The organism is Variovorax sp. OK212 (assembly GCF_900112425.1).
Lineage (GTDB): Bacteria > Pseudomonadota > Gammaproteobacteria > Burkholderiales > Burkholderiaceae_C > Variovorax.
Map to the genome: position 1 here is coordinate 67,065 of NZ_FOLP01000016.1, position 19,718 is coordinate 86,782.

Genomic DNA, 19,718 nt, shown 5'->3' on the forward strand with positions numbered 1-19,718 from the left:
TGGGCCTTCGCAACGGCGCGCGGGCTAGCGGCCCTGCCACTGCGGCTTGCGCTTCTGCTGGAACGCCAGCACGCCTTCGTTCGCGTCTTCCGACTGCAGCGCGTCCACCAGCGCCGGCAGCCGCATGCGGTGCGCCTCGGCGGGCGACAGCGTGCCGGTGCGCCGCACCACCTGCTTGATGGCCTTGAGCGACAGCGGCGCGCAGGCCAGCATCTGCTGCACCCAGCGGTTCACCGCCGTGTCGAGCTGCGCGCGCGGCACCACCTCGTTGACCAGGCCCATCTCCAGCGCGCGCTGCGCCTTCACGCGCTGGCCGGTGAGCATCATGCCCATGGCCTGGCGGTAGGGAATCTGGCGTTGCAGCAGCAGCATGCCGCCGTCCAGCGGCAGGCGGCCGACCAGCGGCTCGGGCAGGCCGAAGCTGGCCTCTTCGCAGGCCACGACGATGTCGCAGCCCAGCACCATCTCGAAGCCGCCGCCCAGCGCAAAGCCGTTGACGCGCGCGATCACCGGTACGTCCAGCGTCTCGCGCAGCGCGATGCCGCCGAAGCCGCCGGGGCGCGCCGCGGCCCAGTACTCCACGCCCTTGAGGTTGGAGGTGTTCTTCAGGTCCGCGCCCGCGCAGAACGAGCGCTCTCCAGCGCCGGTGAGCACCACCGCTCGGATGTCGTTGCGCGACTCGATCTCGCGCCAGATGCGCTGCAGTTCGGCCTCGGTCGGCAGGTCCACGGCATTCAGCACCTCGGGCCGGTCGATGGTGACGGTGGCGACATGGTCGGCCACTTCGAAGAGAACGCTCATGCGTCGGCCTCCTCGATCAGCGCGCGCGCCTCGGCCAGCACCTCGGCCGTGTGCTGCCCGAGCTTGGGCGGCTCGCGGCGCAGGCCGGCCTTGGCGCCCGACATGTGGATCGGGCTGGCAATGAACTTCAGCGGCCGGCCCGAGGCCGAGCCGGCTTCCAGGATCATCGCGTTGTGCAGCGTCTGCGGATCGACCAGCGCCTCGCGCATGTCGCGCACCGGGGCCGAGAGCAGGTCCTGCTCTTCCAGCTTCGCCAGCCAGTGCTCGCGCGTGTTGCCGGCGAATCGTTCGTCGAAGATCGCATGCAGCGCCGCCTTGTTCGCGAACTGCGCCTTCAGCGTGGCATAGCGCGCGTCGAGCGAGAGGTCTTCCAGGCCCAGCGCCGTGCAGATGTCGCGCAGCGGGTTGGCCTTGAACGCGCCCACCAGCACCAGCGGCCCGTTCTGCGTGTCGAACACGCCCGACAGCGGCATGGCGGCCCAGTTCACCTCGGAGTCTTCCATCATCACCATGGCCGCTTCCTGCATCTGCATGGCCAGCATGGAGTTGTAGAGCGACACCGAGATCTTCTGGCCCTCGCCCGTGCGTTCGCGCTGCAGCAGCGCCAGCAGGATGCCCTGCACCATGTGCATGCCGGCCGTGTAGTCGGCCAGCGCCGTGGGGTAGATCGACACGGGCACCGACGCATCGGCGCGCCGCGCCATCACGCCGGTGAGCGCCTGCGCCAGCACGTCCTGGCCGCCCTTGTGGGCATACGGTCCGGTCTCGCCGAAGCCGGTGCCCACCGCGTAGACGATGCGCGGGTTCAGCCGCTTGCAGTCTTCGTAGCCCAGGCCCAGGCGCTCCATCACGCCGGCGCGGAAGTTGTTGGTAACCACGTCGGCGCCGGCAATCAGCGCCTTCACCAGTTCCATCTGCGCCTCGTCGCGCAGGTCGATCTCCACGCTGCGCTTGTTGCGGTTCAAGCTGCAGAAGATCGGGTTGTCCTCGCCGGCCACCGGCGCGAAGGTCGAGCGGCTCAGGTCGCCCGCACCCTTGCGTTCGATCTTGATCACGTCGGCGCCATGGTCGGCCAGCATCTGCGTGCAGACCGGGCCCATCATCACCTGCGTGAAGTCGATTACGCGGATGCCGTCGAGAGGCAGTGCGTTGGCGTGGGTGTGGGTGTCGGTTTTCATGCGGCCTCCTGGGTGAACGAGCGGGCGATGGCGGGCACGTCGGCGTTCGGGCCCTTCTGGTCGCCCGGGTCGGCGCCTTGCGAACGCAATGTCTTCTGCAGCTTGGCGATGTCGACCTCGCGCACCGACACGCCCGCGTTCAACGCCAGCGCCGCGGCCGCGCCCGTGGCTTCGCCCATGGCCATGCAGGGCGGGATCTCGCGCGAGATCTTCTGCGCGGCCGAGGTGGCCGAATAGTGCCGGCCGGCCACCAGCAGGTTCTCGACGCTGCGCGGCAGCAGCGTGCGGTACGGGTAGTAGTAGTCGCGCCCGCGCGCCACGCTGTCCTCGAAGCGCGTGCGTTGGGCCACGTCTTCCTTGGTCATCACGTAGGCGCCTTCGAGCAGGCGGGTCTGGCGGATGCCGGTCTGCGGCGCCATGTCGATCAGCGTGCAGCGCGAGAAGCCCGGCAGCTTCGCGCGCACGAACTCGATCACCTTGTGGATGGTGGCGCGGCCCTGCACCTCGGCGCGCGTGAGGTCGCTCACCTTCAGGCCGTCGAGCCCCGGCATGTGCGGGCAGTTGCACCACACCACGCCCGGCAGCGGCGTCTTCAGCCACCAGGCCTCCCACGCGCCGCCCAGCATGTGCTTGATCTCGCGGTCCAGCGCCTGCCAGACCACGGGGTCCTCGCGCTCGAAGCGCTCGGCCTCCTCGGTGTCGACTGCCCCCAGCCGGAACACGGTGGTCACGATGTAGCTGCCGCTGATGTGCGGCGCGCCGGCCGAGGCGGCCACGTCGAGGTCGCCGGTGGCATCGATCACCACCTTGCCCAGGATGGCCTCGCGCCCGCCCTTGGTCTCGCAGACCACGCCCTTGACCTTGCCGTCTTCCACCAGCGTGCGCGAGAACCACGAGTGCAGCCGCAGCTCGACGCCGGCCTGCAGCACCATCTCGAGCGAGGTGCGCTTCCACGCATCGGGGTCGAAGGCGGCGGCGAAGCAGATGGGGTGGGGCTTTTCCTTGCTGTGGAAGTCGTAGGTGCCCCAGCGCTTCCAGCGCCGCACCGCGTCGGGCAGCGTGCCCCAGTCCTGCTGGCGCGGGTACTCGGCCAGGCCGAGCGCGGACATGCGCTCGATCATTTCCAGGCAGATGCCGCGCACCGAAATCTCCTGCTGGTGGCTGTCCCACATGTCGTCCAGCACCAGCACCATGCCGCCCGAGGCCAGGCCGCCCAGGTGGTTGTAGCGCTCCAGCAGCGTCACGCTCGCGCCGTTGCGCGCGGCGGCTAGCGCCGCGGCCTGCCCCGCGGGGCCGCCACCGACCACCACCACGTCCGATTCGGCTGCCACGCGCACGTCGTGCGCGCTCTCCTGCATCCAGTCGCCAATACGGCTCATAGAACTATCTCCTGTTGAAATGTTTGGATGTGTGCGAAGTGCACGGTGCGATTCATTGCGCGCGACTGTTCACGTGTCTTTGCGCGTGTCACTGCCCGCTCTCGGGTTGCCAACGAATGACCCACTTTTCCGCCAGCGTGACCAGCAGGAAGAACAGCCCGGAGAGCGTGGCGCTCATGACGATCGCGGCGTACAGCAGCGGCGAATCGAAGTTGAAGGTGGCCTGCAGGATCATGGCGCCGATGCCCACCGTGGCACCCACCCACTCGCCCACCACCGCACCGATGACGCACATCGACGCCGCAATGCGCAGGGCCGAGAACAGGTAGGGCAGCGCGTTCAGCAGGCGCAGGCGAAAGAAGATCTCGGTCTTGCTGGCCGACAGCACCCGCATCAGCTCCATCGCCTGCGGGTTGACCGACTCCAGCCCGCGCACCATGTTCACCAGCGTCGGAAAGAAGCACACCAGCGCGGCAATGGTGATCTTCGGCTCCATGCCGTTGCCCATGATCAGCACCAGCACCGGCGCCTTGGCCACCAGCGGCACGGCGTTGAACATCAGCACCACCGGGAAGAAGATGTCCTGCAGCGTCTTGTTGTGCACGAAGATCGTCGCAATGACGATGGCCGCCAGGTTGCCCAGCACGAAGCCGCCGGCCGCCTCCATGGCCGTGGGCAGCAGGTTGTCGAGCAGCACGTCGCGCTTGGCGTAGAGCGTCTCCAGCACGGCCCAGGGCGTGGGCGCGATGAAGGGCTTGACGTCGAACACGGTAATCACGGCCCACCACAGCACGAGCAGCCCGCCGATGCCGAGCGCCGGCAGCACGCGGCGGCGCCAGATGCGCTTTTGCCGCGCGGCGGCCCAGGCCAGGTATTCGGGGTCGGCCGAGGCGCTTGTCGTGCCTGTTGCGCTGGAAGCGACCGGCACGGCGGTGTCGATGGAACGGGTATTCATGGCATCGGCCTCAGCAGGTTTCCAGCACACGCCGCAGATGGCTTGTGAGGCGAACGAATTCGGGGGACTCGCGCATCTCCAGCGTGCGTTCGGCGGGCAGTTCCACCGGAACGATCTCGCGCACGCGCCCCGGGTTGGCGGCCAGCATCAGCACGCGCTGGCCGAGGAACGCGGCCTCGTGGATGCTGTGGGTGACGAAGAGAATCGTCACGCCGGTATCGCGCCACACGCGCAAGATTTCTTCGTTGAGCCGGTCGCGCGTGATCTCGTCGAGCGCGCCGAAGGGCTCGTCCATCAGCAGGATCTTCGGGTCGCTGGCCAGGGCGCGCGCAATCGACACGCGCTGGCGCTGCCCGCCCGACATCTCGTGCGGGAAGGCGTTCACGCGGTCCTTCAGCCCCACGAGCTCCAGCAGTTCCTGCGGCGAACGGCGGCCCTTGCGGCTCGCGCCGCCGCCCACCTGCAGCGGCAGCTCCACGTTCTGCAGCGCGGTGCGCCAGGGCAGCAGTGCCGCGTCCTGGAACACGAAACCGATGTCGCGGTTCTTGCGCGCGGCCTGCGGCGTGGACGACAGCACCTCGATGTGGCCGCGGCTGGGTTGCAGCAGGTCGGCCACCACGCGCAGGAAGGTCGACTTGCCGCAGCCCGAGGGCCCCAGCAGCGTGAGGAACTCGCCCTGCGCCACGTCGAGGTCGAGGCTCTTGATGGCGGTGACGTCGCGGCGCTCGGTGAAGAAGCGCACGCCGATGTCGCGGCAGGCGATGGCGGGCGCGGAGGCAGGCGGCGCGTTGAGAACGGCGGCCATCGCGTCAGCCCTTCATGGCCCGCGCGGCGGCGGTGGCTTTCAGCGCGTCGAGCGAGATCACGTCTTCCACTTTCGGCGTGCGCGCGGTGAACTGGCCCAGCTCCGCATAGGTGGCGATCTGTTCCTGCCACACGGCCGGGTCCATCGCGCCCCAGCCCTGCGTCTGCGCGGCGCCGCCGAAGGCGTACTCGAGCATCACGTCGACCGCCACGCGCTCGTCCTCGCGCTTGAGGTTGGGGTACTCCTTCACCAGCATGTCGACCGCCTGGTCGCGGTTGGCGCGCACGTGGTGCCAGCCCTTGGCCGTGGCGCGCAGGAAGGCCTCGATGACCTTGGGCTGCGTCTCCAGCGTCTTGGTGGACGCGTAGTAAGGCAGCGCGTACAGGCGCACGCCCGCGTCCCACTGCGTGAGCGAGGCGATGTCGGGGCCCAGCACCTTGATGGCGGTGGTGTTGGTGAGCCAGCCCGTCACCACGTCGACCTGCCCCGTGAGCAGCGGCGACATGTCGGCGCCGATGGAGACGATCTTCACGTCCTTCTCGGCGATCTTGTTCTTCGCGAGCAAGGCACGCAGCAGGATCGCCGCGGTCGACGGAATGCCCACGCGCTTGCCGACCAGGTCGGCGGGCTTGCGCACCGGGTTCTTGGCCAGCGAGAAGTAGGTGTAAGGGTGCTTCTGCGCGCCCACCGCGAAGCACTTGATCGGCAGGCCCTGCGACACGGCCAGCATGATCGACGGGCTCGACGAGACCTGCCCGACCTCGTAGCGGCCCGAGGCGATGATGGCCACGCCGTCGATGTTCGGCCCGCCCGGCTGGATCGCGAAGTCGATGCCTTCCTGTTCGTAGAAGCCCATGCGCTTGGCCACCACTTCGCCGATCTGGTTGCCCCCGACGATCCAGCCCAGCTGCATGTTGATGCGCGCCTTGCCCTGTGCGAAGGCGTCGACGCTGAGCAGGCCGCCGGCGGAGAGTCCGCCCGCGATGAGGGACGTCTTGAGGAGACTTCGGCGACCGGGGTCGCGGAGCTGGGCCATGGCGAATTCCTTTGGGATGCGATGAAGTGAACGGATGCTAGGAGCGCGCAGCGAGCGCACCAAGCACCGTTTTTCGCAACGGGCGAACTAAAAAATTGGTCCCCTTGCGCGCTTCCCAATGACATTGCGGTGCACACGGCGCACCGGCGCGCACCACATCGGGGAAAACGTGAATGCCCGGCGAGCGCGCCTGCATCGCGCGCTGCTGCCCGATTTGTTGCGCACGCGGCGTCGTATGCCGGTATAAATCCGCACGCCCGGCAAAGACCGGAGACGAGACAACACGAAGGACGGCACCTCATGGAGTTCGACTATGTGATCGTGGGCGGCGGCTCGGGCGGCGCCACCCTGGCTTCGCGGCTCAGCGAAGACCCGGGCGTACAGGTCTGCCTGGTCGAGGCCGGCGGCGACGGGCGCGGCATTCTCGTGCGGGCGCCGGCCGCCACGGTGGCCATGCTGCCGGGGCGCCCGCGCATCAACAACTACGCCTACCAGACGGTGCCGCAACCGGGCCTGGACGGGCGCCGCGGCTACCAGCCGCGCGGGCGCTGCCTGGGCGGCTCGAGCGCCATCAACGCGATGCTCTACGTGCGCGGCCACCGCGAGGACTACGACGACTGGGCACGCGCGGGCTGCGCCGGCTGGTCCTTCGACGAGGTGCTGCCGTACTTCATTCGCGCCGAAGGCAACCAGCGCGGCGCGAGCGCGCTGCACGGTGCCGACGGGCCGCTGCAGGTGGCCGAGCAGCAGAGCCCGCGCGCCATTGCGGAGGACTTCGTGCGTGCCGCCGAGTCGTGCGGCATTCCGCGCAACGGCGACTTCAACGGCCCCGAGCAGGAAGGCGCGGGCCTCTACCAGGTCACGCAGTTCCACGGCGGGCCGAAGAACGGCGAACGCTGCTCGGTGGCCGCGGCCTACCTGCATCCGGCGATGAAGCGCTCCAACCTCACGGTGCTGACCGGCGCGCAGGCGCAGCGCGTGATGCTGCAGGAGCGGCGCGCCGTGGGCGTGGAGATACGGCGCGGCGGCAAGACCGAAACGCTCGCCGCGCGGCGCGAGGTGGTGCTGTGCGGCGGTGCCTTCAACTCGCCGCAGCTGCTGATGCTCTCGGGCATCGGCGACCCCGCCGAGCTTGCGCCGCACGGCATCGCGGTGCGGCATGCGCTGCCGGGCGTGGGCCGCAACCTGCAGGACCACACCGACTTCATCCTCTCGTACACCTCCAAGGACACCGAGCTCTTCGGCATCGGCGCGGTGGCGGGGCTGAAGCTGCTGAAGGCGATCTTCGAATGGCGCAAGCGCGGCACGGGCCTGGTCGCCACGCCCTTCGCCGAAGGCGGCGCCTTCGTCAAGTCGTCACCTGAACTGCGGCGGCCCGACCTGCAGCTGCACTTCGTGATCGCCATCACCGATGACCATGCGCGCAAGCTGCATGCGGGGTTCGGCTTCTCGTGCCATGTGTGCGTGCTGCGGCCCAAGGGCCGTGGCGACGTGCGGCTGAACGATGCCGACCCTGCCTCCGCGCCGCGCATCGATCCGCGCTTCCTGTCGCAGCCCGAGGACATGGCGCTGCTGCTGCGGGGCGTGAAGAAGACGCGCGAGATCCTGCGCGCGCCCGCGCTCGCCAGCTACCGGCACCGCGAGCTCTACACCGCCGACGCCCACACCGACGAAGAGCTGACGCGCCACATCCGCGCGCGCGCCGACACCATCTACCACCCGGTGGGCACCTGCAAGATGGGCACCGACGCCCTGTCGGTGGTCGACGCGCAGCTGCGCGTGCACGGCATCGAGAACCTGCGCGTGGTCGATGCCTCTGTCATGCCCACGCTGATCGGCGGCAACACCAACGCGCCGACCGTGATGATCGCGGAGCGCGCGGCCGACTGGATGCGCGGGCCGATCACCTTCGACCGCGCGGTGCTGGACGCTAGGGCGCCTGCGACGAGCCCCTGACGACCAGCTCGCCGGGCAGCAGCAACTGGCGCGGCGGCACGTCGAGGCCGCGCAGCCGTTCGATCAGGCAGGTGGCGGCCGTGCGGCCGATGGCATCGGTGGGCTGCGCCACGGTGCTCAGGCCGGGGCCGATGAGCGAGGCCCATTCGGGATCGTCGAAGCCGACGAATCCCAGGTCTTCCCCGAACTGCCAGCCCAGCCGCGCCATGGCCTGCGCCACGCGCAGCGTGACCACGGCATTGCCGGCCACCACCGCCGCGCGGCGTGCGCGCCTGGCGCGCTGGCGCAGCGCGCGCAACGCCTCGTCGAGGTCGTCATGGCCGCCTTCGACGCATTCGAAGATCTCGCCGGCCACGCGCGGCTCGTGCGCGGCCACGCAGGCGCCGAAGGCGGCCGTGCGTTCGCGCCGCGAGCTCACGCCCTTCTGCGGCTCGGTCACGTAGAGCAGCTCGCGGTAGCCGCTGTCGACCAGGTGGCCGCAGGTGGCCGTCATCGCCGCATGGTTGTCGAGCGAGACGAAGTCGGTGTGCATGCCGGTGTGGCGGCGGTCGACCAGCACGGCCGGCTTGCCGTGCAGCGTGACCGCGTCGACCACGTTGCTGCCGCGCCCCAGCGTGTTGAGGATGAAGCCGTCGACCTGGTAGCCTGCCAGCGCATCGATGGCCTCGCGCTCGCGTTCGCTCTCGTTGCCGAGGTTGAACAGCATCACGAGGTAGCCGGCGTCCTGGCAGGCCTTCTCGGCGCCGCGCAATACCGCGACCGAATACGGATTGGTGATGTCGGCCACGATCAGGCCGATGAGCCGCGAGCGGCCATGGCTCAGCGCCTGCGCCATCGGGCTCGGCGAATACGCCAGCTTGGCGATGGCCACCTCGACGCGCGCGGCGATGTCGGGGCTCAGCAGCCGCTCGCGGTGGTTCAGGAAGCGAGAGACGGTGGCCTTGGAAACGCCGGCCTCCTCGGCAACGTCGCCAATGGTGGCGCGCCCGCTCGGCTTCATGCGCGGCTCTCGCTCCCTCTCCCCTTGGGGAGAGGGTTGGGGTGAGGGCCCGCGGCGGTGGCGAGGGCAGCGTCCGCACGGCGGCCGACGCCCTCACCCCAACCCTCTCCCCGAGGGGAGAGGGGGCAAGACAGGTCAGTCATGCGGACGCCGTGTCGTACGGCGCCGTCGGCTTCTCGCCGGCCAGCGCCTGCAGCAGGTTGGTCGTGGCCAGCTCCGCCATCGCGTGGCGGGTTTCGATGGTGGCCGAACCGATGTGCGGCAGCGGCGTGACGCGCGGGTGCGTGCGCAGCGGCGACTCGGCCGGCAGCGGCTCCTTGGCGAACACGTCGAGCCCGGCGGCGCGCAAGGTGCCGTGGTCGAGCGCCTGCAGCAGCGCCTCTTCGTTCACCGTGGCACCGCGGCCGCCGTTGATGAAGGAAGCGCCCGGCTTCATGCGCGCGAAGAAGGCGGCGTCGATCATGCCGCGCGTGGCCTCGGTCAGCGGCAGCATGGCCAGCACGATGTCGGCGCGCGCCAGCAGGTCGTCCAGCGGCGTGTGCGCGGCGCGGCCTTGCAGCTCGGGGGCCTGCGCGGCCAGGTCGACCGCGCGGCGCGAGTGGTACAGCACCGGCATGCCGAAGCCCAGCGCGGCGCGGCGCGCCACGGCCTGGCCGATGCGGCCGAAACCGAGGATGCCCAGCGTCTTGCCGTGCACGTCGGTGCCGAAGAGTTCCTCGCCGATGTTCTTGGTCCAGCGGCCTTCGCGCACCAGGTTCGACAGCTCGACCACGCGGCGTTGCGTGGCCATGAGGATCGCGAACACCGTGTCGGCCACCGTCTCGGTGAGCACGTCGGGCGTGTGGCACAGCACGATGCCGCGCTGGTGCAGCTCGGCCAGCGGGTAGTTGTCGACACCGACCGACACGCTCGAGATCACCTGGAGCTGCGGCGCCGCGTCGAGCAGCGCGGCATCGACGTTGTAGCTCGAGCCGATTAGGCCGTGGGCGGTGCGCAGCGCTGCGGCAAAGGCCTCGGGCTCCTTGCGCGGATCGGCCACGACAACGTGGTGCGCAGCCTGCAGGCGCGCCAGCTGGTCCTCAGGCAACGACCGGAAAACAAGAACATTCTTCTGCGTCATGGTCAGAGCCCCGCTTCTTCGAGTTGAGCCCGCGTCGGCAGGCCTTCGGTGTCGCCCAGCACCTGCACGGCGCGCGCACCGATCCAGGCGCCGCGGCGCACCGCGTCGGGCACGCTCCTGCCTTCGAGCAGGGCGCTCACCACGCCGGCCGCGAAGCCGTCGCCCGCGCCCACCGTGTCGATCACTTCCTTCACGGGGAAGCCGTCGACATGGCCGGTGCCGGCCACGTCGCTGTCGTAGTAGGCGCCCGCGGCGCCGAGCTTCACCACCACCAGCTTCGCGCCGCGTTCGCGGTAGAACCTGGCGACGTCTTCGGGCTTGTCGTGGCCGGTGAGCAGCAGGCCCTCTTCGATGCCGGGCAGCACCCAGTCGGCGCGCGAGGCGAGTTCGTTCACCCAGTGGCGCATGGTCTCGGTGGACGACCACAGCGTGGGGCGCAGGTTGGTGTCGAAGGAAATGGTGCGGCCCGCGGCGCGCATCACATCCATGGTCTTCAGCGCGGCCTGCAGGCTGGTCTCGGAGATGGCGGCGAACACGCCGGTGGCGTGCAGGTGGCGCGCCGAGCGCAGCCAGGCCTCGTCGACGTCGGCCGGGCCCATCTGGCTCGCGGCCGAGCCCTTGCGGTGGTATTCGATCGGCGGGTCGCTGCCGTCGGTGACGCGGCCCTTGAACTGGAAGCCGGTGCGCTGCATGGCGTCGGTGATCACGTGCGAGCAGTCGATGCCTTCGGCGCGCATCGCGGCCAGCAGCGCGCGGCCCATGGAGTCGGTGCCCAGGCGGCTGGCCCAGCCCACCTTCAGGCCCAGGCGCGACAGGCCGATGGCCACGTTGGTCTCGGCGCCGGCGGTGCGCTTGAAGAACGACTCGGCGTTTTCCAGCGGACCGGGCCGGTCGGCCACGAGCAGCAGCATGGCCTCGCCGAAGAGAGCCACGTCGAAGGCGATGGGATCTGTCATGTTGTTCTGGGTTCTTTGGGAGATCTGCGACCGCGAAGACTAGGCCCGCGCGGCGCGGATGAAGTCGATCTGCGCGCGGGTCACGGCCAGCAGGTCGTCGCCCACGAGCGGGTATTCGATGGCGTGCGGCACGTCGGCCGGCAACGCGCGCAGAACGGCGCGCCACGGCGCGACCGAGTCGCCCAGCGGCACCGCCACCCACTTGTGCGGCAGGCGCTGCGCGCCCTTGCAGTGCACGTAGCGCACGCGGTGGCCCAGCGCCTGGGCGGCCTGCAGCGGGCACTCGCCCACCCAGTGCCAGTTGCCCATGTCGAAGGTCATGCCCAGCGGCACGCCGGCGCGGTCGGCCACGTCGAAGAAGGTCTGCAGCGCGGCCAGCGTGCCGGCACGCACGGTCTGGTCGTTCTCGATCACGAGCTCGATGCGCGTCTCGGCCAGCTCCACCTTCAGGCCCCACAGCGAGCCGTGCGACGCAGCCTGGAAGTCGCCGATGGACATCTTCAGCCGCTTCGCGCCCACGCGCGTGGCGGCGGCAATGCCGCGCTTGAGCGCGGCGCTGTCGAGCCAGCCGCCTTCGGCCCACAGGCCTTCGGGGCTGGAGTACACGGACGCCAGGCCGTTGAGCGCGGGCAGTTCGGCGTCGGCGTCGCGCAGCATCTCGCCGCGCACTTCCACCGAGTCGGCACCGGCCGCGCGGGCCAGTTGCGAACACCAGAGCTGGCCGTGCCGCCCCACCTCGGCCGCACCGAAGGACGACAGAGAGATCAGGACCTCGAAGGACATCAGTGGCCTTGGTGCGAGCTGAGGATCTGGCCGAGGAACTGGCGCGTGCGCTCGTCCTTGGGGTTGCCGAAGAACTCCTCGGGCGGCGCCTGCTCGACGATCCTGCCTTCGGCCATGAAGATCACGCGGTCGGCCACGCTGCGGGCAAAGCCCATTTCGTGGGTCACGCACAGCATGGTCATGCCGTCTTCGGCCAGGCCGATCATGGTGTCGAGCACTTCCTTGACCATCTCGGGGTCGAGCGCGGAGGTGGGCTCGTCGAACAGCATGATCTTGGGCGACATGCACAGCGCGCGCGCAATGGCCACGCGCTGCTGCTGGCCGCCCGAGAGCTGGCTCGGGTACTTGTTGGCCTGCTCGGGAATGCGCACGCGCGTGAGGTACTTCATGGCCACCTCCTCGGCCTGCGCCTTGGTCATGCCGCGCGAGCGCATCGGCGCGAGCGTGCAGTTCTGCAGGATGGTGAGGTGCGGGAACAGGTTGAACTGCTGGAACACCATGCCGACCTCGGCGCGCACCGCGTCGACGTTCTTGCCGCCGGCCGTGAGGTCGATGCCGTCGACCACGATGCGGCCCTTCTGCACCGTCTCCAGCCGGTTGATGCAGCGGATGAGCGTCGACTTGCCCGAGCCCGAAGGCCCGCAGATCACGATGCGCTCGCCCTGGCGCACCGACAGGTCGATGCCGGTCAACACCTGGAATTCACCGTACCACTTGTTGACCGCTTCCATGCGGATGATCGATTCCGTCGTCATGCCAGGATTCCTTCAGCCTCTTTGAACCGCGGTGCTTACTGCATCTTGGGCAGGTCGGCCTGCAGCCACTTCTGGTACAGCTTGTTCAGCTCGCCGTTGGCGGTGTTCTTCTGCACGAACTCGTTCACGGCCTTGGCCAGCTCTTCCTGGCCGGGGCGCATCGCGATGCCCATCGACTGCTGCACCAGCGTGAACTTGTTTTCGAAGGTGTTGGCAGGCACGCGCTTGGCGATCTGCGCGGCCACGGTCACCGAGCAGCCGATGGCGTCGACCTGGCCCGAGATCAGGGCCTGCATGGCCGATGCGTCGTCGTCGAAGCGGCGGATCTCGGTGCCTTCCGGCGCGGCCTTGGTCACGGCCACGTCCTGCGTGGACGCGCGGGCCACGCCCACGCGCAGGCCCTTCAGGTCGCCGGCGGCCTTGATGGGAGCCTTGGTCGCGCCGTACAGCACGATGGTGGCGGCCGCGTAGGGCTGCGAGAACTGCACCTGCTTCGAACGCTCGGGCGTCACGGCCAGCGAGGCCACCAGCAGGTCGACCTTGTTGGTCAGCAGGAAGGGAATGCGGTTCGGGCCCGTGACCGGCACGATGTTGGCCTTCACGCCCCAGTCCTTGGCCAGCAGCTTGGCCACGTCGGCGTCGTAGCCGTCGGGCTGGTTCTTGGCGTCGGTGGTGCCGTAGGGCGGGAAGTCGACCAGCATGCCGATGGTGATCTCGCCCTTCTTCTTGATGTCGGCCACGGACTGTGCCGAGGCGAAGGGTGCGAACACGGTCAGCGCGGCGCCGAGGCCCAGGGCTGCGAGGGCAGCGCGGCGGGTGGTGGTACGGGTCATGGAATGTGTCTCCTGAATAAAGAAAGGAACGACGAGAAAGAAGAAACGGAAATCAGCGGGCGAGCGCGCGGGCGCGCTTGCGCTCCATGTGCGCGGCCAGCAGCGACAGCGGCCAGCAGATCGCGAAGTAGATGGCCGCCACCACCGAGAACACGATGAGCGGCTGGAAGGTGGCGTTGTTCACGATCTGCCCGGCGCGCGTGACCTCGACGAAGCCGATGATGGCCGCGAGCGACGTGCCCTTGATGATCTGCACCACGTAGCCCACCGTGGGCGCCAGCGCGATCTTCAGCGCCTGCGGCAGCACCACGTCGCGCATGCGGGCGCTGTACTTGAGGCTCAGCGCCTCGGCCGCTTCCCACTGGCCGCGCGGAATGGCTTCGATGCAACCGCGCCAGATCTCGCCCAGGAAGGCGGCGCTGTTCAGGATGAGCGCCACGCCCGCGGCCACCCACGGGTTGATGTCCAGCCCCAGCACCGGCGCGCCGAAGAACACCAGGAACAGCTGCAGCAGCAGCGGCGTGCCCTGGAAGATCTGGATGAAGGTGGTCGAGATGCCGCGGGCCCAGCGCGACTCCGACGTGCGCATCAGCGCGATGACGAGCCCCAGGATCGCGCCTCCCACGAAGGCGATGGCCGACAGCGCCAGCGTCCACTTGGCCGCTTCGAGGATGAAAAGGAATTCGGGATAGCCGAAGGTACGCATGGTGTCTGCTCCGTCCGTGGTCTCTTACCGGCGGTCCGGGTAGTTGAGCGTGCGCTTGTAGATCAGCTTGAACATCGCCGAGAAGGCGAGCGCCAGCGCCAGGTAGATGCCCGCGACCACGATGTAGATCTCGAAGCTGCGGAAGGTCTGCGACTGCAGGTTGGCGGCCACCGAGGTCAGGTCGTCGGCCGAGATGACCGAGACCACCGCCGAACTCAGCATCAGCAGGATGAACTGGCTGGTGAGCGCCGGGTAGATGGCCTTCAGCGCCGGCTTGATGATGACGAAGCGGAAGATTTCCCACGGCTTGAGGTTGAGCGCGCGGCCCGCCTCGATCTGGCCCTTGGGAATGGACTCGATGCCCGCGCGGATGATTTCCGTGGCGTAGGCGCCCAGGTTCACCACCATGGCCACCAGCGCGGCCGTTTGCGGCGACCAGCGCAGGCCGATGGCCGGCAGCGCGAAGAAGAAGAAGAACAGCTGCACGAGGAACGGCGTGTTGCGGATCACCTCGATGTAGGCATTGACGATGAAGCGCAGCCAGCCCGGCCCCGAGGTCTTGCCCCAGGCACAGAAGATGGCCACCACCAGACCCAGCACGGTGGCCACGAGCGACAGCTGGACGGTGATCCAGGTGCCCTTGAGCAGCAGCGGCCAGGCGGCGAAGACGGCGTCGAATTGAAACTGGTAGTTCATGGTGGGCGAGCGCGCAACAGGTGCAGGAAACGCCGGTTGTGCGCCGTGCATGCCTGAAAAGCAATGCTTGCAGCTTATATGAAACCGGTTTCAGACCCTCCTAGGGATTCCCCTAGGTGGTCGTTTTGTCCTACCCGCTGCCTACACTGAGCGATGCTGAACCCACCCGCCGCCACCCTGCCCGCTGAGGCGAACGCGCTCGCTGCCAGCGCCGTCGGCGCCCCTGGAGCCTCTCCCGGCGCGCCCACCGTGCAGCATTTCAGGCAGGCGCTGCTCTGGCCCCTGCGGCTGATGCCCGCCGCCGACGCCAAGCCCGCCCACCACGGGCCGTGGCACGTGCTGCGCGAGATGGGCGAGGCCTCGCCCTGGCGCGAGGAGGTCGACGAATACACCGGCGACAGCAGCCGCTTCCACGAGCGGCACTACAACGAGTTCGTGAGCTTCCTGCCTTACGTGCAGCGCTTCCTGTACGGCGAGGGGCGCGCGCGCGGCGCGACCGACAGTGCCGGCGCCGACGGCGATTCGCCCATGCGCATCTTCCGCCGCCACGACGTGGCCGCGGTGCGCCTGGTCGCGCAGCCGGGCGACGCGCCGGTCACGCTGCAGGTGATCCACTGCGATCTGTACTTCTTCTTCGACATCGACGTGGTGCTGCTCAACCTGGAGGTCGGCGCCGACCACCTGAGCCTCGCGCAGGCGCAGGACATCCTGTACCGCTTCGGGCGCGCCTACCCTTCCGGCTGGGAGCCCGACGGCTCGGCGCTGCATTGCATGGCCAGCGTCGAATGGCTGGCCGCCGACGGCCGGGTGCTCGCGAGCTCCGACGCGCAGCAGCGCGAGGCCTTCCTGTCGCACGTGGCCCAGCACCGCGCGCCGCGCATCTCGTCGCACTGGGCCTACCTGATGCAGCCGCTGGTGACCGACTACTCCGACGAGCCCGGCGCGCTGCGCTACCGGCAGATCGAGTACTACCGCATGCCCGTCATGGCCTACCTGTCGCTGGACGACCCGCGCCGCCTCACGCGCGACGACTTCGTGCGGCTCGCGCTGGTCACCGGCGCGGGCGCCACCGACGCCCACCTGCCCTATGCCGACCACCACCTGGCTGACTTCGAGCACAAGTACTGCTACGACCGCTTCTGGGTGAACGCGGGCGCGGCGCCCAACACGCGCTACCTGTGCAACGGACATGCGCTGGTGGTGGTGGGCGATGCGCGCTCGGAGTTCTTCTGCTGCCGCGACCGCGGCGTGCTCGCGCAGTTCAGGCACCAGCACTTCCTGCTGTTTCTGATCGCGCACTTCCAGAAGGCCTCGCTGCTGATGTTCTCCGACCAGCTGGTGGAGGCGCTGAAGCGGCTGGACATCCGCAGCACGCCGAGCGTGAAGCTGTTCAAGCGCGCCATCCGCGCGAGCTTCGAGCGCTTCCTGCGCTTCACGCACCGCTACTGGTTCCACGAGATCTCCGAGCAGGCGCAGGTGCGCGCGCTGTCGCACATGTGCGCCACCCACCTCGGGCTCGACCCGCTGTACGACGAGGTCAAGGCGCGCATCGCCGACATGAACACCTACCTCGACGCCGACAGCCTGCGCCGCCAGGCCAGCACCGTCGTGCGGCTCACGGTGGTCACGCTGTTCGGGCTCATCGGCACCATCACCACCGGCTTCCTGGGCATGAACCTGCTGGCCGAGGCCGACGCGCCGCTGTGGCGCAAGGCGGTCTGGTTCGGCGTGGTGTTCGTGGCGACCACCTGGCTCACCATCTACACGATGGTGAAGTCGCAGCGGCTGTCGGACTTCATCGACGCGCTGTCGAACGACAAGCTGGGCTTTCGCGGCAAGATGGCCGCGCTGGCGCGGGTGTGGCGGCCGGGCGCCGATTGACCGGACGGCAGAATCGCGCGATGCGCATCGCCATCGTCTCGGACATTCACGGCAACCTTCCGGCCCTCGAGGCCGTGGTCGAGGACATCGCCCGCCGCGGCGCCGACCTGGTCGTCAACCTGGGCGACAGCGTGTCCGGCCCGTTGATGCCGCTGGAGACCGCGCGGTTCCTCATGGCGCAGGACTGGGTGCACCTGGCCGGCAACCACGAACGCCAGCTGCTGACGCTGGGCCCGGGCCGATGGGGGCCTTCGGACGAATTCGCGCACGCCCGCCTGGGCCCGAAGGAGTTCGAATGGCTGGCGTCGCTCGAACCGAGCCTGCGCCTGAGCCCCGAAGTCATGCTGTGCCATGGCACGCCGAGCAGCGACGTCGCGTACTTTCTCGAGACGGTCGAACCGTCGCTGTTCCGTGCGGCCACGCTGGCGGAGATCGACGCGCGCCTCGGCCAGGTCGATGCGCCACTGGTCGCATGCGGGCACACGCATGTGCCGCGCGCGGTTCGCGCCTCCAGCGGCCAGCTCATCGTCAACCCGGGCAGCGTGGGCCTGCCGGCGTACGACGACATCCATCCGTTCCCGCATGCCGTGCAGACGGGTTCGCCGGACGCGCGCTACGCCATTGCCGAACAGCGGGACGGCGCATGGACCTGCGCGCTGCTGTCGGTGCCCTACGACCATCGGCCCATGGCCGCGCTGGCGCTCTCGCGCCAGCGGCCCGACTGGGCCAGCGCGCTGCGCACCGGCTACCTGCCGCGATAGCAGCTTCGGCTTCGGCTTCGGCTACGCCTACCCCTGCGCCAGCAACTGCTTGGCGATCATGTTCCGGTGGATCTCCGACGCGCCTTCGTAGATGCGCAGCACCCGCAGGTCGCGGTAGACGCGCTCGACGATGGTGCCGCGGCAGTAGCCCGAGCCACCGAAGATCTGCAGCGCCTTGTCGGCGATGCGGCAGGCCGCCTCGGTGCAGATCACCTTCACCATCGACGCCTTCATGCGCGCGTCTTCGCCGCGCGCGGCGCGCCACACCGCCTCGAACAGCACCATGCGCGCGGCGTGCAGGTCCATCGCCATGTCCGCGATCATGTGCTGGATGGCCTGGTGCTCGCCCAGTGTCTGGCCGAAGGTGACGCGCGTCTTCGCATGCTCGATGGTTTCGTCGAGCGCGATCTGCGCGGGGCCCAGCGCCTGGCAGCCGACGTTGAGCCGGCCTTCGTTCAGCCCCGACATCGCATACGACAGGCCGCGGCCCTCCTCGCCCAGCAGGTTCTCCACGGGAATGCGGCAGTCGGTGAAAGAGATCTCGCACAGGCTGTCGTCCATCCAGCCCATGGTCGCCATGGTGCGCGTCACCTTGAAGCCGGGCGTGGTGGTGTCGAGCAGGAAGGCCGAGATGCCGCGCTTGCCGGCCGAGCGGTCGGTGGAGGCGAGCACGGTGATCGAGTGCGCGTGGTTGGCGTTCGAGATGAAGGTCTTCACGCCGTTCAGCACGTAGTGGTCGCCCTCGCGCGTCGCCGACGTGAGCATGCGCGCCGCGTCCGAGCCCGCATGCGGCTCGGTGATGGCGATGCAGTTGCGCGAGCGGCCCGAGGCGATCTCAGGCAGCCACTTCTTCTTGATCGCCTCCGAGCCGTGGTCCACGATGATGTGCACGCCCGGCCCGAGCGCCGAGCGCACGAAGGGCCAGAACTGCGGCGGCAGGCGCGCGAGCTCCAGCTGCACCGCCACGCTGGTGAGGTGGTCCATCGGCATGCCGCCCCAGGCCTCGGGAATGGCCATGCCGTAGAAGCCCATTTCGCGCAGCGTGGTCTCCACCTGCTCGGGCACCTCGCCGGTTTCATGGAAGCGCGGCTCCAGCTTGAGCAACGCGTCGACCGCATTGCGCGTGGCCACCCGCATTTCTTCGGCGTCGGGGGGCAGATCGAAATTCATGGCATCTCCTTGGGTTGACTGTGGTGGGCCGGCAGCGGCTACAGAAGCTCGGCCCGGCCGTGCGTGAGCACGAGCACGTCGCGCTCGAGCGCGCGCAGGCGAAACGCCACTCCGGTGCCGTCGCGCCAGCTTTCGAGCCGCAGCGTTTCGCCGGGGTAGACCGGCGCCGAGAAGCGCGCGCGCATGGCGCGCAGCCGCGCGGGGTCCGAATCGGCATACGCCGCCAGCAGGCCGCGACCAGCCATGCCCCAGGTCGCGAGGCCGTGCAGGATGGGGCGCGCAAAGCCCACCTTGGCGGCGAACGCGGGCTCGGCGTGCAGCGGGTTCATGTCGCCCGACAGGCGGTACAGCAGCGCCTGGTCGGGTCGCGTCGGCAAGTCGAGGGTGAGCTGGGGTGCGACATCGGCCGCCGGGTGTTCGGCAGGTAGTGCCGGCGCGGGCTCGTCGCACTGGCCGTCCCCGGCCGAGAACCCGCCATCGCCGCGCAGGAAGTACACGCTCTCAACCGTGGCCAGCGCCTGGCCGTCGCCGTCGACGAGTTCCTTCTCGGCATGCAGGATCGCCCCCTTGCCTTCGCCCTTGTCGACCAGCCGCGTGACGCGCGTGCGGCCGACGACCGTGCCCGACGGCGGCAGCGGCGCATGCAGGCGCACCGCCTGCTCGCCGTGCACGAGCTTCATGAAGTCGATGCCGATCTCCTTGCGCTCGCGCATCCAGAAGCCGGGCGAGGCCAGCACGGCGGCCATGGTGGGCAGCGCCGCGAGTTCCTTCTCGTAGACGAAGCGCAGCTGCTTCTCGTCGAGCGGGTCGGCGCCCAGGCCGAGCCCGAGGGCGTAGAGCATCGTGTCCCTGGGCGTGTAGGCGTGGCGCACGTCGCCCGATTGCCAGTCGCGTGCCTTGCGGTAGTCGATCATGGGTGTGGCTGTGTTGTCGGTGTTGACGGTCTT

General features: G+C 69.2%; 19 protein-coding genes. 3 read left to right on the forward strand and 16 right to left on the reverse strand.

Features of this window, described 5'->3' with window-relative positions:
- Positions 1-24 precede the first annotated feature (24 nt).
- The 6 genes from BM004_RS30905 to BM004_RS30930 form a co-directional block, all read right to left on the reverse strand.
- Entirely contained in the window at positions 25-801 is a 777-nt protein-coding gene (locus BM004_RS30905; RefSeq protein ID WP_093219073.1) for an enoyl-CoA hydratase-related protein, read from the reverse strand.
- On the reverse strand, positions 798-1,979 hold the full coding sequence (locus BM004_RS30910; protein WP_093219075.1) for a CaiB/BaiF CoA transferase family protein: 1,182 nt from the start codon (positions 1,977-1,979) through the stop codon (positions 798-800). Before BM004_RS30910 ends, BM004_RS30905 begins: the two co-directional genes overlap by 4 nt.
- Entirely contained in the window at positions 1,976-3,358 is a 1,383-nt protein-coding gene (locus BM004_RS30915) for an FAD-dependent oxidoreductase (RefSeq protein ID WP_093219076.1), read from the reverse strand. Before BM004_RS30915 ends, BM004_RS30910 begins: the two co-directional genes overlap by 4 nt.
- Before the next feature lie 88 nt (positions 3,359-3,446).
- Entirely contained in the window at positions 3,447-4,313 is an 867-nt protein-coding gene (locus BM004_RS30920) for an ABC transporter permease (protein WP_093219078.1), read from the reverse strand.
- Between the two features lie 10 nt (positions 4,314-4,323).
- Positions 4,324-5,118, reverse strand: a complete 795-nt coding sequence (locus BM004_RS30925) for an ABC transporter ATP-binding protein (RefSeq protein ID WP_093133173.1) — start codon at positions 5,116-5,118, stop codon at positions 4,324-4,326.
- Positions 5,119-5,122: 4 nt separating this feature from the next.
- Complete coding sequence (locus BM004_RS30930; protein ID WP_093133171.1) at positions 5,123-6,154, reverse strand: ABC transporter substrate-binding protein; 1,032 nt, start codon at positions 6,152-6,154, stop codon at positions 5,123-5,125.
- A gap of 300 nt (positions 6,155-6,454) precedes the next feature.
- On the opposite strand from BM004_RS30930, the gene BM004_RS30935 reads away from it, so the two are divergent.
- Complete coding sequence (locus tag BM004_RS30935; protein WP_093219079.1) at positions 6,455-8,110, forward strand: GMC family oxidoreductase; 1,656 nt, start codon at positions 6,455-6,457, stop codon at positions 8,108-8,110.
- On the opposite strand, the gene BM004_RS30940 is transcribed toward BM004_RS30935, so the two are convergent.
- From BM004_RS30940 to BM004_RS30975, 8 genes are all read right to left on the reverse strand, one after another.
- Positions 8,085-9,110 (reverse strand): LacI family DNA-binding transcriptional regulator, encoded by a 1,026-nt coding sequence (locus BM004_RS30940; RefSeq protein WP_093133167.1) that lies wholly within the window; start codon positions 9,108-9,110, stop codon positions 8,085-8,087. The genes BM004_RS30935 and BM004_RS30940 overlap by 26 nt on opposite strands.
- Positions 9,111-9,249: 139 nt before the next feature.
- A complete protein-coding gene (locus tag BM004_RS30945; protein WP_177206659.1) occupies positions 9,250-10,230 on the reverse strand; it encodes a 2-hydroxyacid dehydrogenase in 981 nt (326 codons plus the stop codon).
- Positions 10,231-10,232: 2 nt separating this feature from the next.
- Positions 10,233-11,186, reverse strand: coding sequence for a sugar kinase (locus BM004_RS30950; protein ID WP_093219081.1), 954 nt, complete (start codon positions 11,184-11,186; stop codon positions 10,233-10,235).
- A gap of 39 nt (positions 11,187-11,225) precedes the next feature.
- Positions 11,226-11,969 (reverse strand): sugar phosphate isomerase/epimerase family protein, encoded by a 744-nt coding sequence (locus BM004_RS30955; RefSeq protein ID WP_093133163.1) that lies wholly within the window; start codon positions 11,967-11,969, stop codon positions 11,226-11,228.
- Positions 11,969-12,724, reverse strand: coding sequence for an amino acid ABC transporter ATP-binding protein (locus BM004_RS30960; protein ID WP_093133161.1), 756 nt, complete (start codon positions 12,722-12,724; stop codon positions 11,969-11,971). The genes BM004_RS30955 and BM004_RS30960 overlap by 1 nt, the downstream gene beginning before the upstream one ends.
- Positions 12,725-12,759: 35 nt before the next feature.
- On the reverse strand, positions 12,760-13,557 hold the full coding sequence (locus BM004_RS30965) for a transporter substrate-binding domain-containing protein (RefSeq protein ID WP_093219082.1): 798 nt from the start codon (positions 13,555-13,557) through the stop codon (positions 12,760-12,762).
- Between the two features lie 52 nt (positions 13,558-13,609).
- Positions 13,610-14,263 (reverse strand): amino acid ABC transporter permease, encoded by a 654-nt coding sequence (locus BM004_RS30970; RefSeq protein ID WP_093219084.1) that lies wholly within the window; start codon positions 14,261-14,263, stop codon positions 13,610-13,612.
- 24 nt (positions 14,264-14,287) lie between these two features.
- Positions 14,288-14,959: an amino acid ABC transporter permease gene (locus tag BM004_RS30975; protein WP_093133155.1), complete on the reverse strand. Its 672-nt coding sequence runs from the start codon at positions 14,957-14,959 to the stop codon at positions 14,288-14,290.
- Positions 14,960-15,112: 153 nt separating this feature from the next.
- Between BM004_RS30975 and BM004_RS30980 the strand changes: the two genes are divergently transcribed.
- Positions 15,113-16,840 (forward strand): magnesium transporter CorA family protein, encoded by a 1,728-nt coding sequence (locus BM004_RS30980; RefSeq protein ID WP_177206660.1) that lies wholly within the window; start codon positions 15,113-15,115, stop codon positions 16,838-16,840.
- A 20-nt stretch (positions 16,841-16,860) separates the two neighbouring features.
- Positions 16,861-17,601, forward strand: a complete 741-nt coding sequence (locus BM004_RS30985; protein ID WP_093219085.1) for a metallophosphoesterase family protein — start codon at positions 16,861-16,863, stop codon at positions 17,599-17,601.
- A gap of 27 nt (positions 17,602-17,628) precedes the next feature.
- Here BM004_RS30985 and BM004_RS30990 read toward each other — a convergent pair whose 3' ends face one another.
- Positions 17,629-18,771, reverse strand: coding sequence for an acyl-CoA dehydrogenase family protein (locus BM004_RS30990; RefSeq protein ID WP_093133149.1), 1,143 nt, complete (start codon positions 18,769-18,771; stop codon positions 17,629-17,631).
- A 38-nt stretch (positions 18,772-18,809) separates the two neighbouring features.
- Positions 18,810-19,685 carry a MaoC/PaaZ C-terminal domain-containing protein gene (locus BM004_RS30995; RefSeq protein ID WP_093219087.1) on the reverse strand — a complete coding sequence of 292 codons (876 nt, stop codon included), beginning with the start codon at positions 19,683-19,685 and terminating at the stop codon, positions 18,810-18,812.
- Positions 19,686-19,718: the final 33 nt, after the last annotated feature.

Bases quoted from the DNA above. Each gene is read 5' to 3' on its own strand.
- BM004_RS30950 (WP_093219081.1), bottom strand. From the start codon at position 11,186: ATGACAGATCCCATCGCCTTCGACGTGGCTCTCTTCGGCGAGGCCATG.
- BM004_RS30965 (WP_093219082.1), bottom strand. From the start codon at position 13,557: ATGACCCGTACCACCACCCGCCGCGCTGCCCTCGCAGCCCTGGGCCTC.
- BM004_RS30975 (WP_093133155.1), bottom strand. From the start codon at position 14,959: ATGAACTACCAGTTTCAATTCGACGCCGTCTTCGCCGCCTGGCCGCTG.
- BM004_RS30935 (WP_093219079.1), top strand. From the start codon at position 6,455: ATGGAGTTCGACTATGTGATCGTGGGCGGCGGCTCGGGCGGCGCCACC.
- BM004_RS30955 (WP_093133163.1), bottom strand. From the start codon at position 11,969: ATGTCCTTCGAGGTCCTGATCTCTCTGTCGTCCTTCGGTGCGGCCGAG.
- BM004_RS30940 (WP_093133167.1), bottom strand. From the start codon at position 9,110: ATGAAGCCGAGCGGGCGCGCCACCATTGGCGACGTTGCCGAGGAGGCC.
- BM004_RS30985 (WP_093219085.1), top strand. From the start codon at position 16,861: ATGCGCATCGCCATCGTCTCGGACATTCACGGCAACCTTCCGGCCCTC.
- BM004_RS30925 (WP_093133173.1), bottom strand. From the start codon at position 5,118: ATGGCCGCCGTTCTCAACGCGCCGCCTGCCTCCGCGCCCGCCATCGCC.
- BM004_RS30980 (WP_177206660.1), top strand. From the start codon at position 15,113: ATGCTGAACCCACCCGCCGCCACCCTGCCCGCTGAGGCGAACGCGCTC.
- BM004_RS30960 (WP_093133161.1), bottom strand. From the start codon at position 12,724: ATGACGACGGAATCGATCATCCGCATGGAAGCGGTCAACAAGTGGTAC.
- BM004_RS30995 (WP_093219087.1), bottom strand. From the start codon at position 19,685: ATGATCGACTACCGCAAGGCACGCGACTGGCAATCGGGCGACGTGCGC.
- BM004_RS30970 (WP_093219084.1), bottom strand. From the start codon at position 14,263: ATGCGTACCTTCGGCTATCCCGAATTCCTTTTCATCCTCGAAGCGGCC.
- BM004_RS30905 (WP_093219073.1), bottom strand. From the start codon at position 801: ATGAGCGTTCTCTTCGAAGTGGCCGACCATGTCGCCACCGTCACCATC.
- BM004_RS30915 (WP_093219076.1), bottom strand. From the start codon at position 3,358: ATGAGCCGTATTGGCGACTGGATGCAGGAGAGCGCGCACGACGTGCGC.
- BM004_RS30990 (WP_093133149.1), bottom strand. From the start codon at position 18,771: ATGAATTTCGATCTGCCCCCCGACGCCGAAGAAATGCGGGTGGCCACG.
- BM004_RS30910 (WP_093219075.1), bottom strand. From the start codon at position 1,979: ATGAAAACCGACACCCACACCCACGCCAACGCACTGCCTCTCGACGGC.
- BM004_RS30945 (WP_177206659.1), bottom strand. From the start codon at position 10,230: ATGACGCAGAAGAATGTTCTTGTTTTCCGGTCGTTGCCTGAGGACCAG.
- BM004_RS30920 (WP_093219078.1), bottom strand. From the start codon at position 4,313: ATGAATACCCGTTCCATCGACACCGCCGTGCCGGTCGCTTCCAGCGCA.
- BM004_RS30930 (WP_093133171.1), bottom strand. From the start codon at position 6,154: ATGGCCCAGCTCCGCGACCCCGGTCGCCGAAGTCTCCTCAAGACGTCC.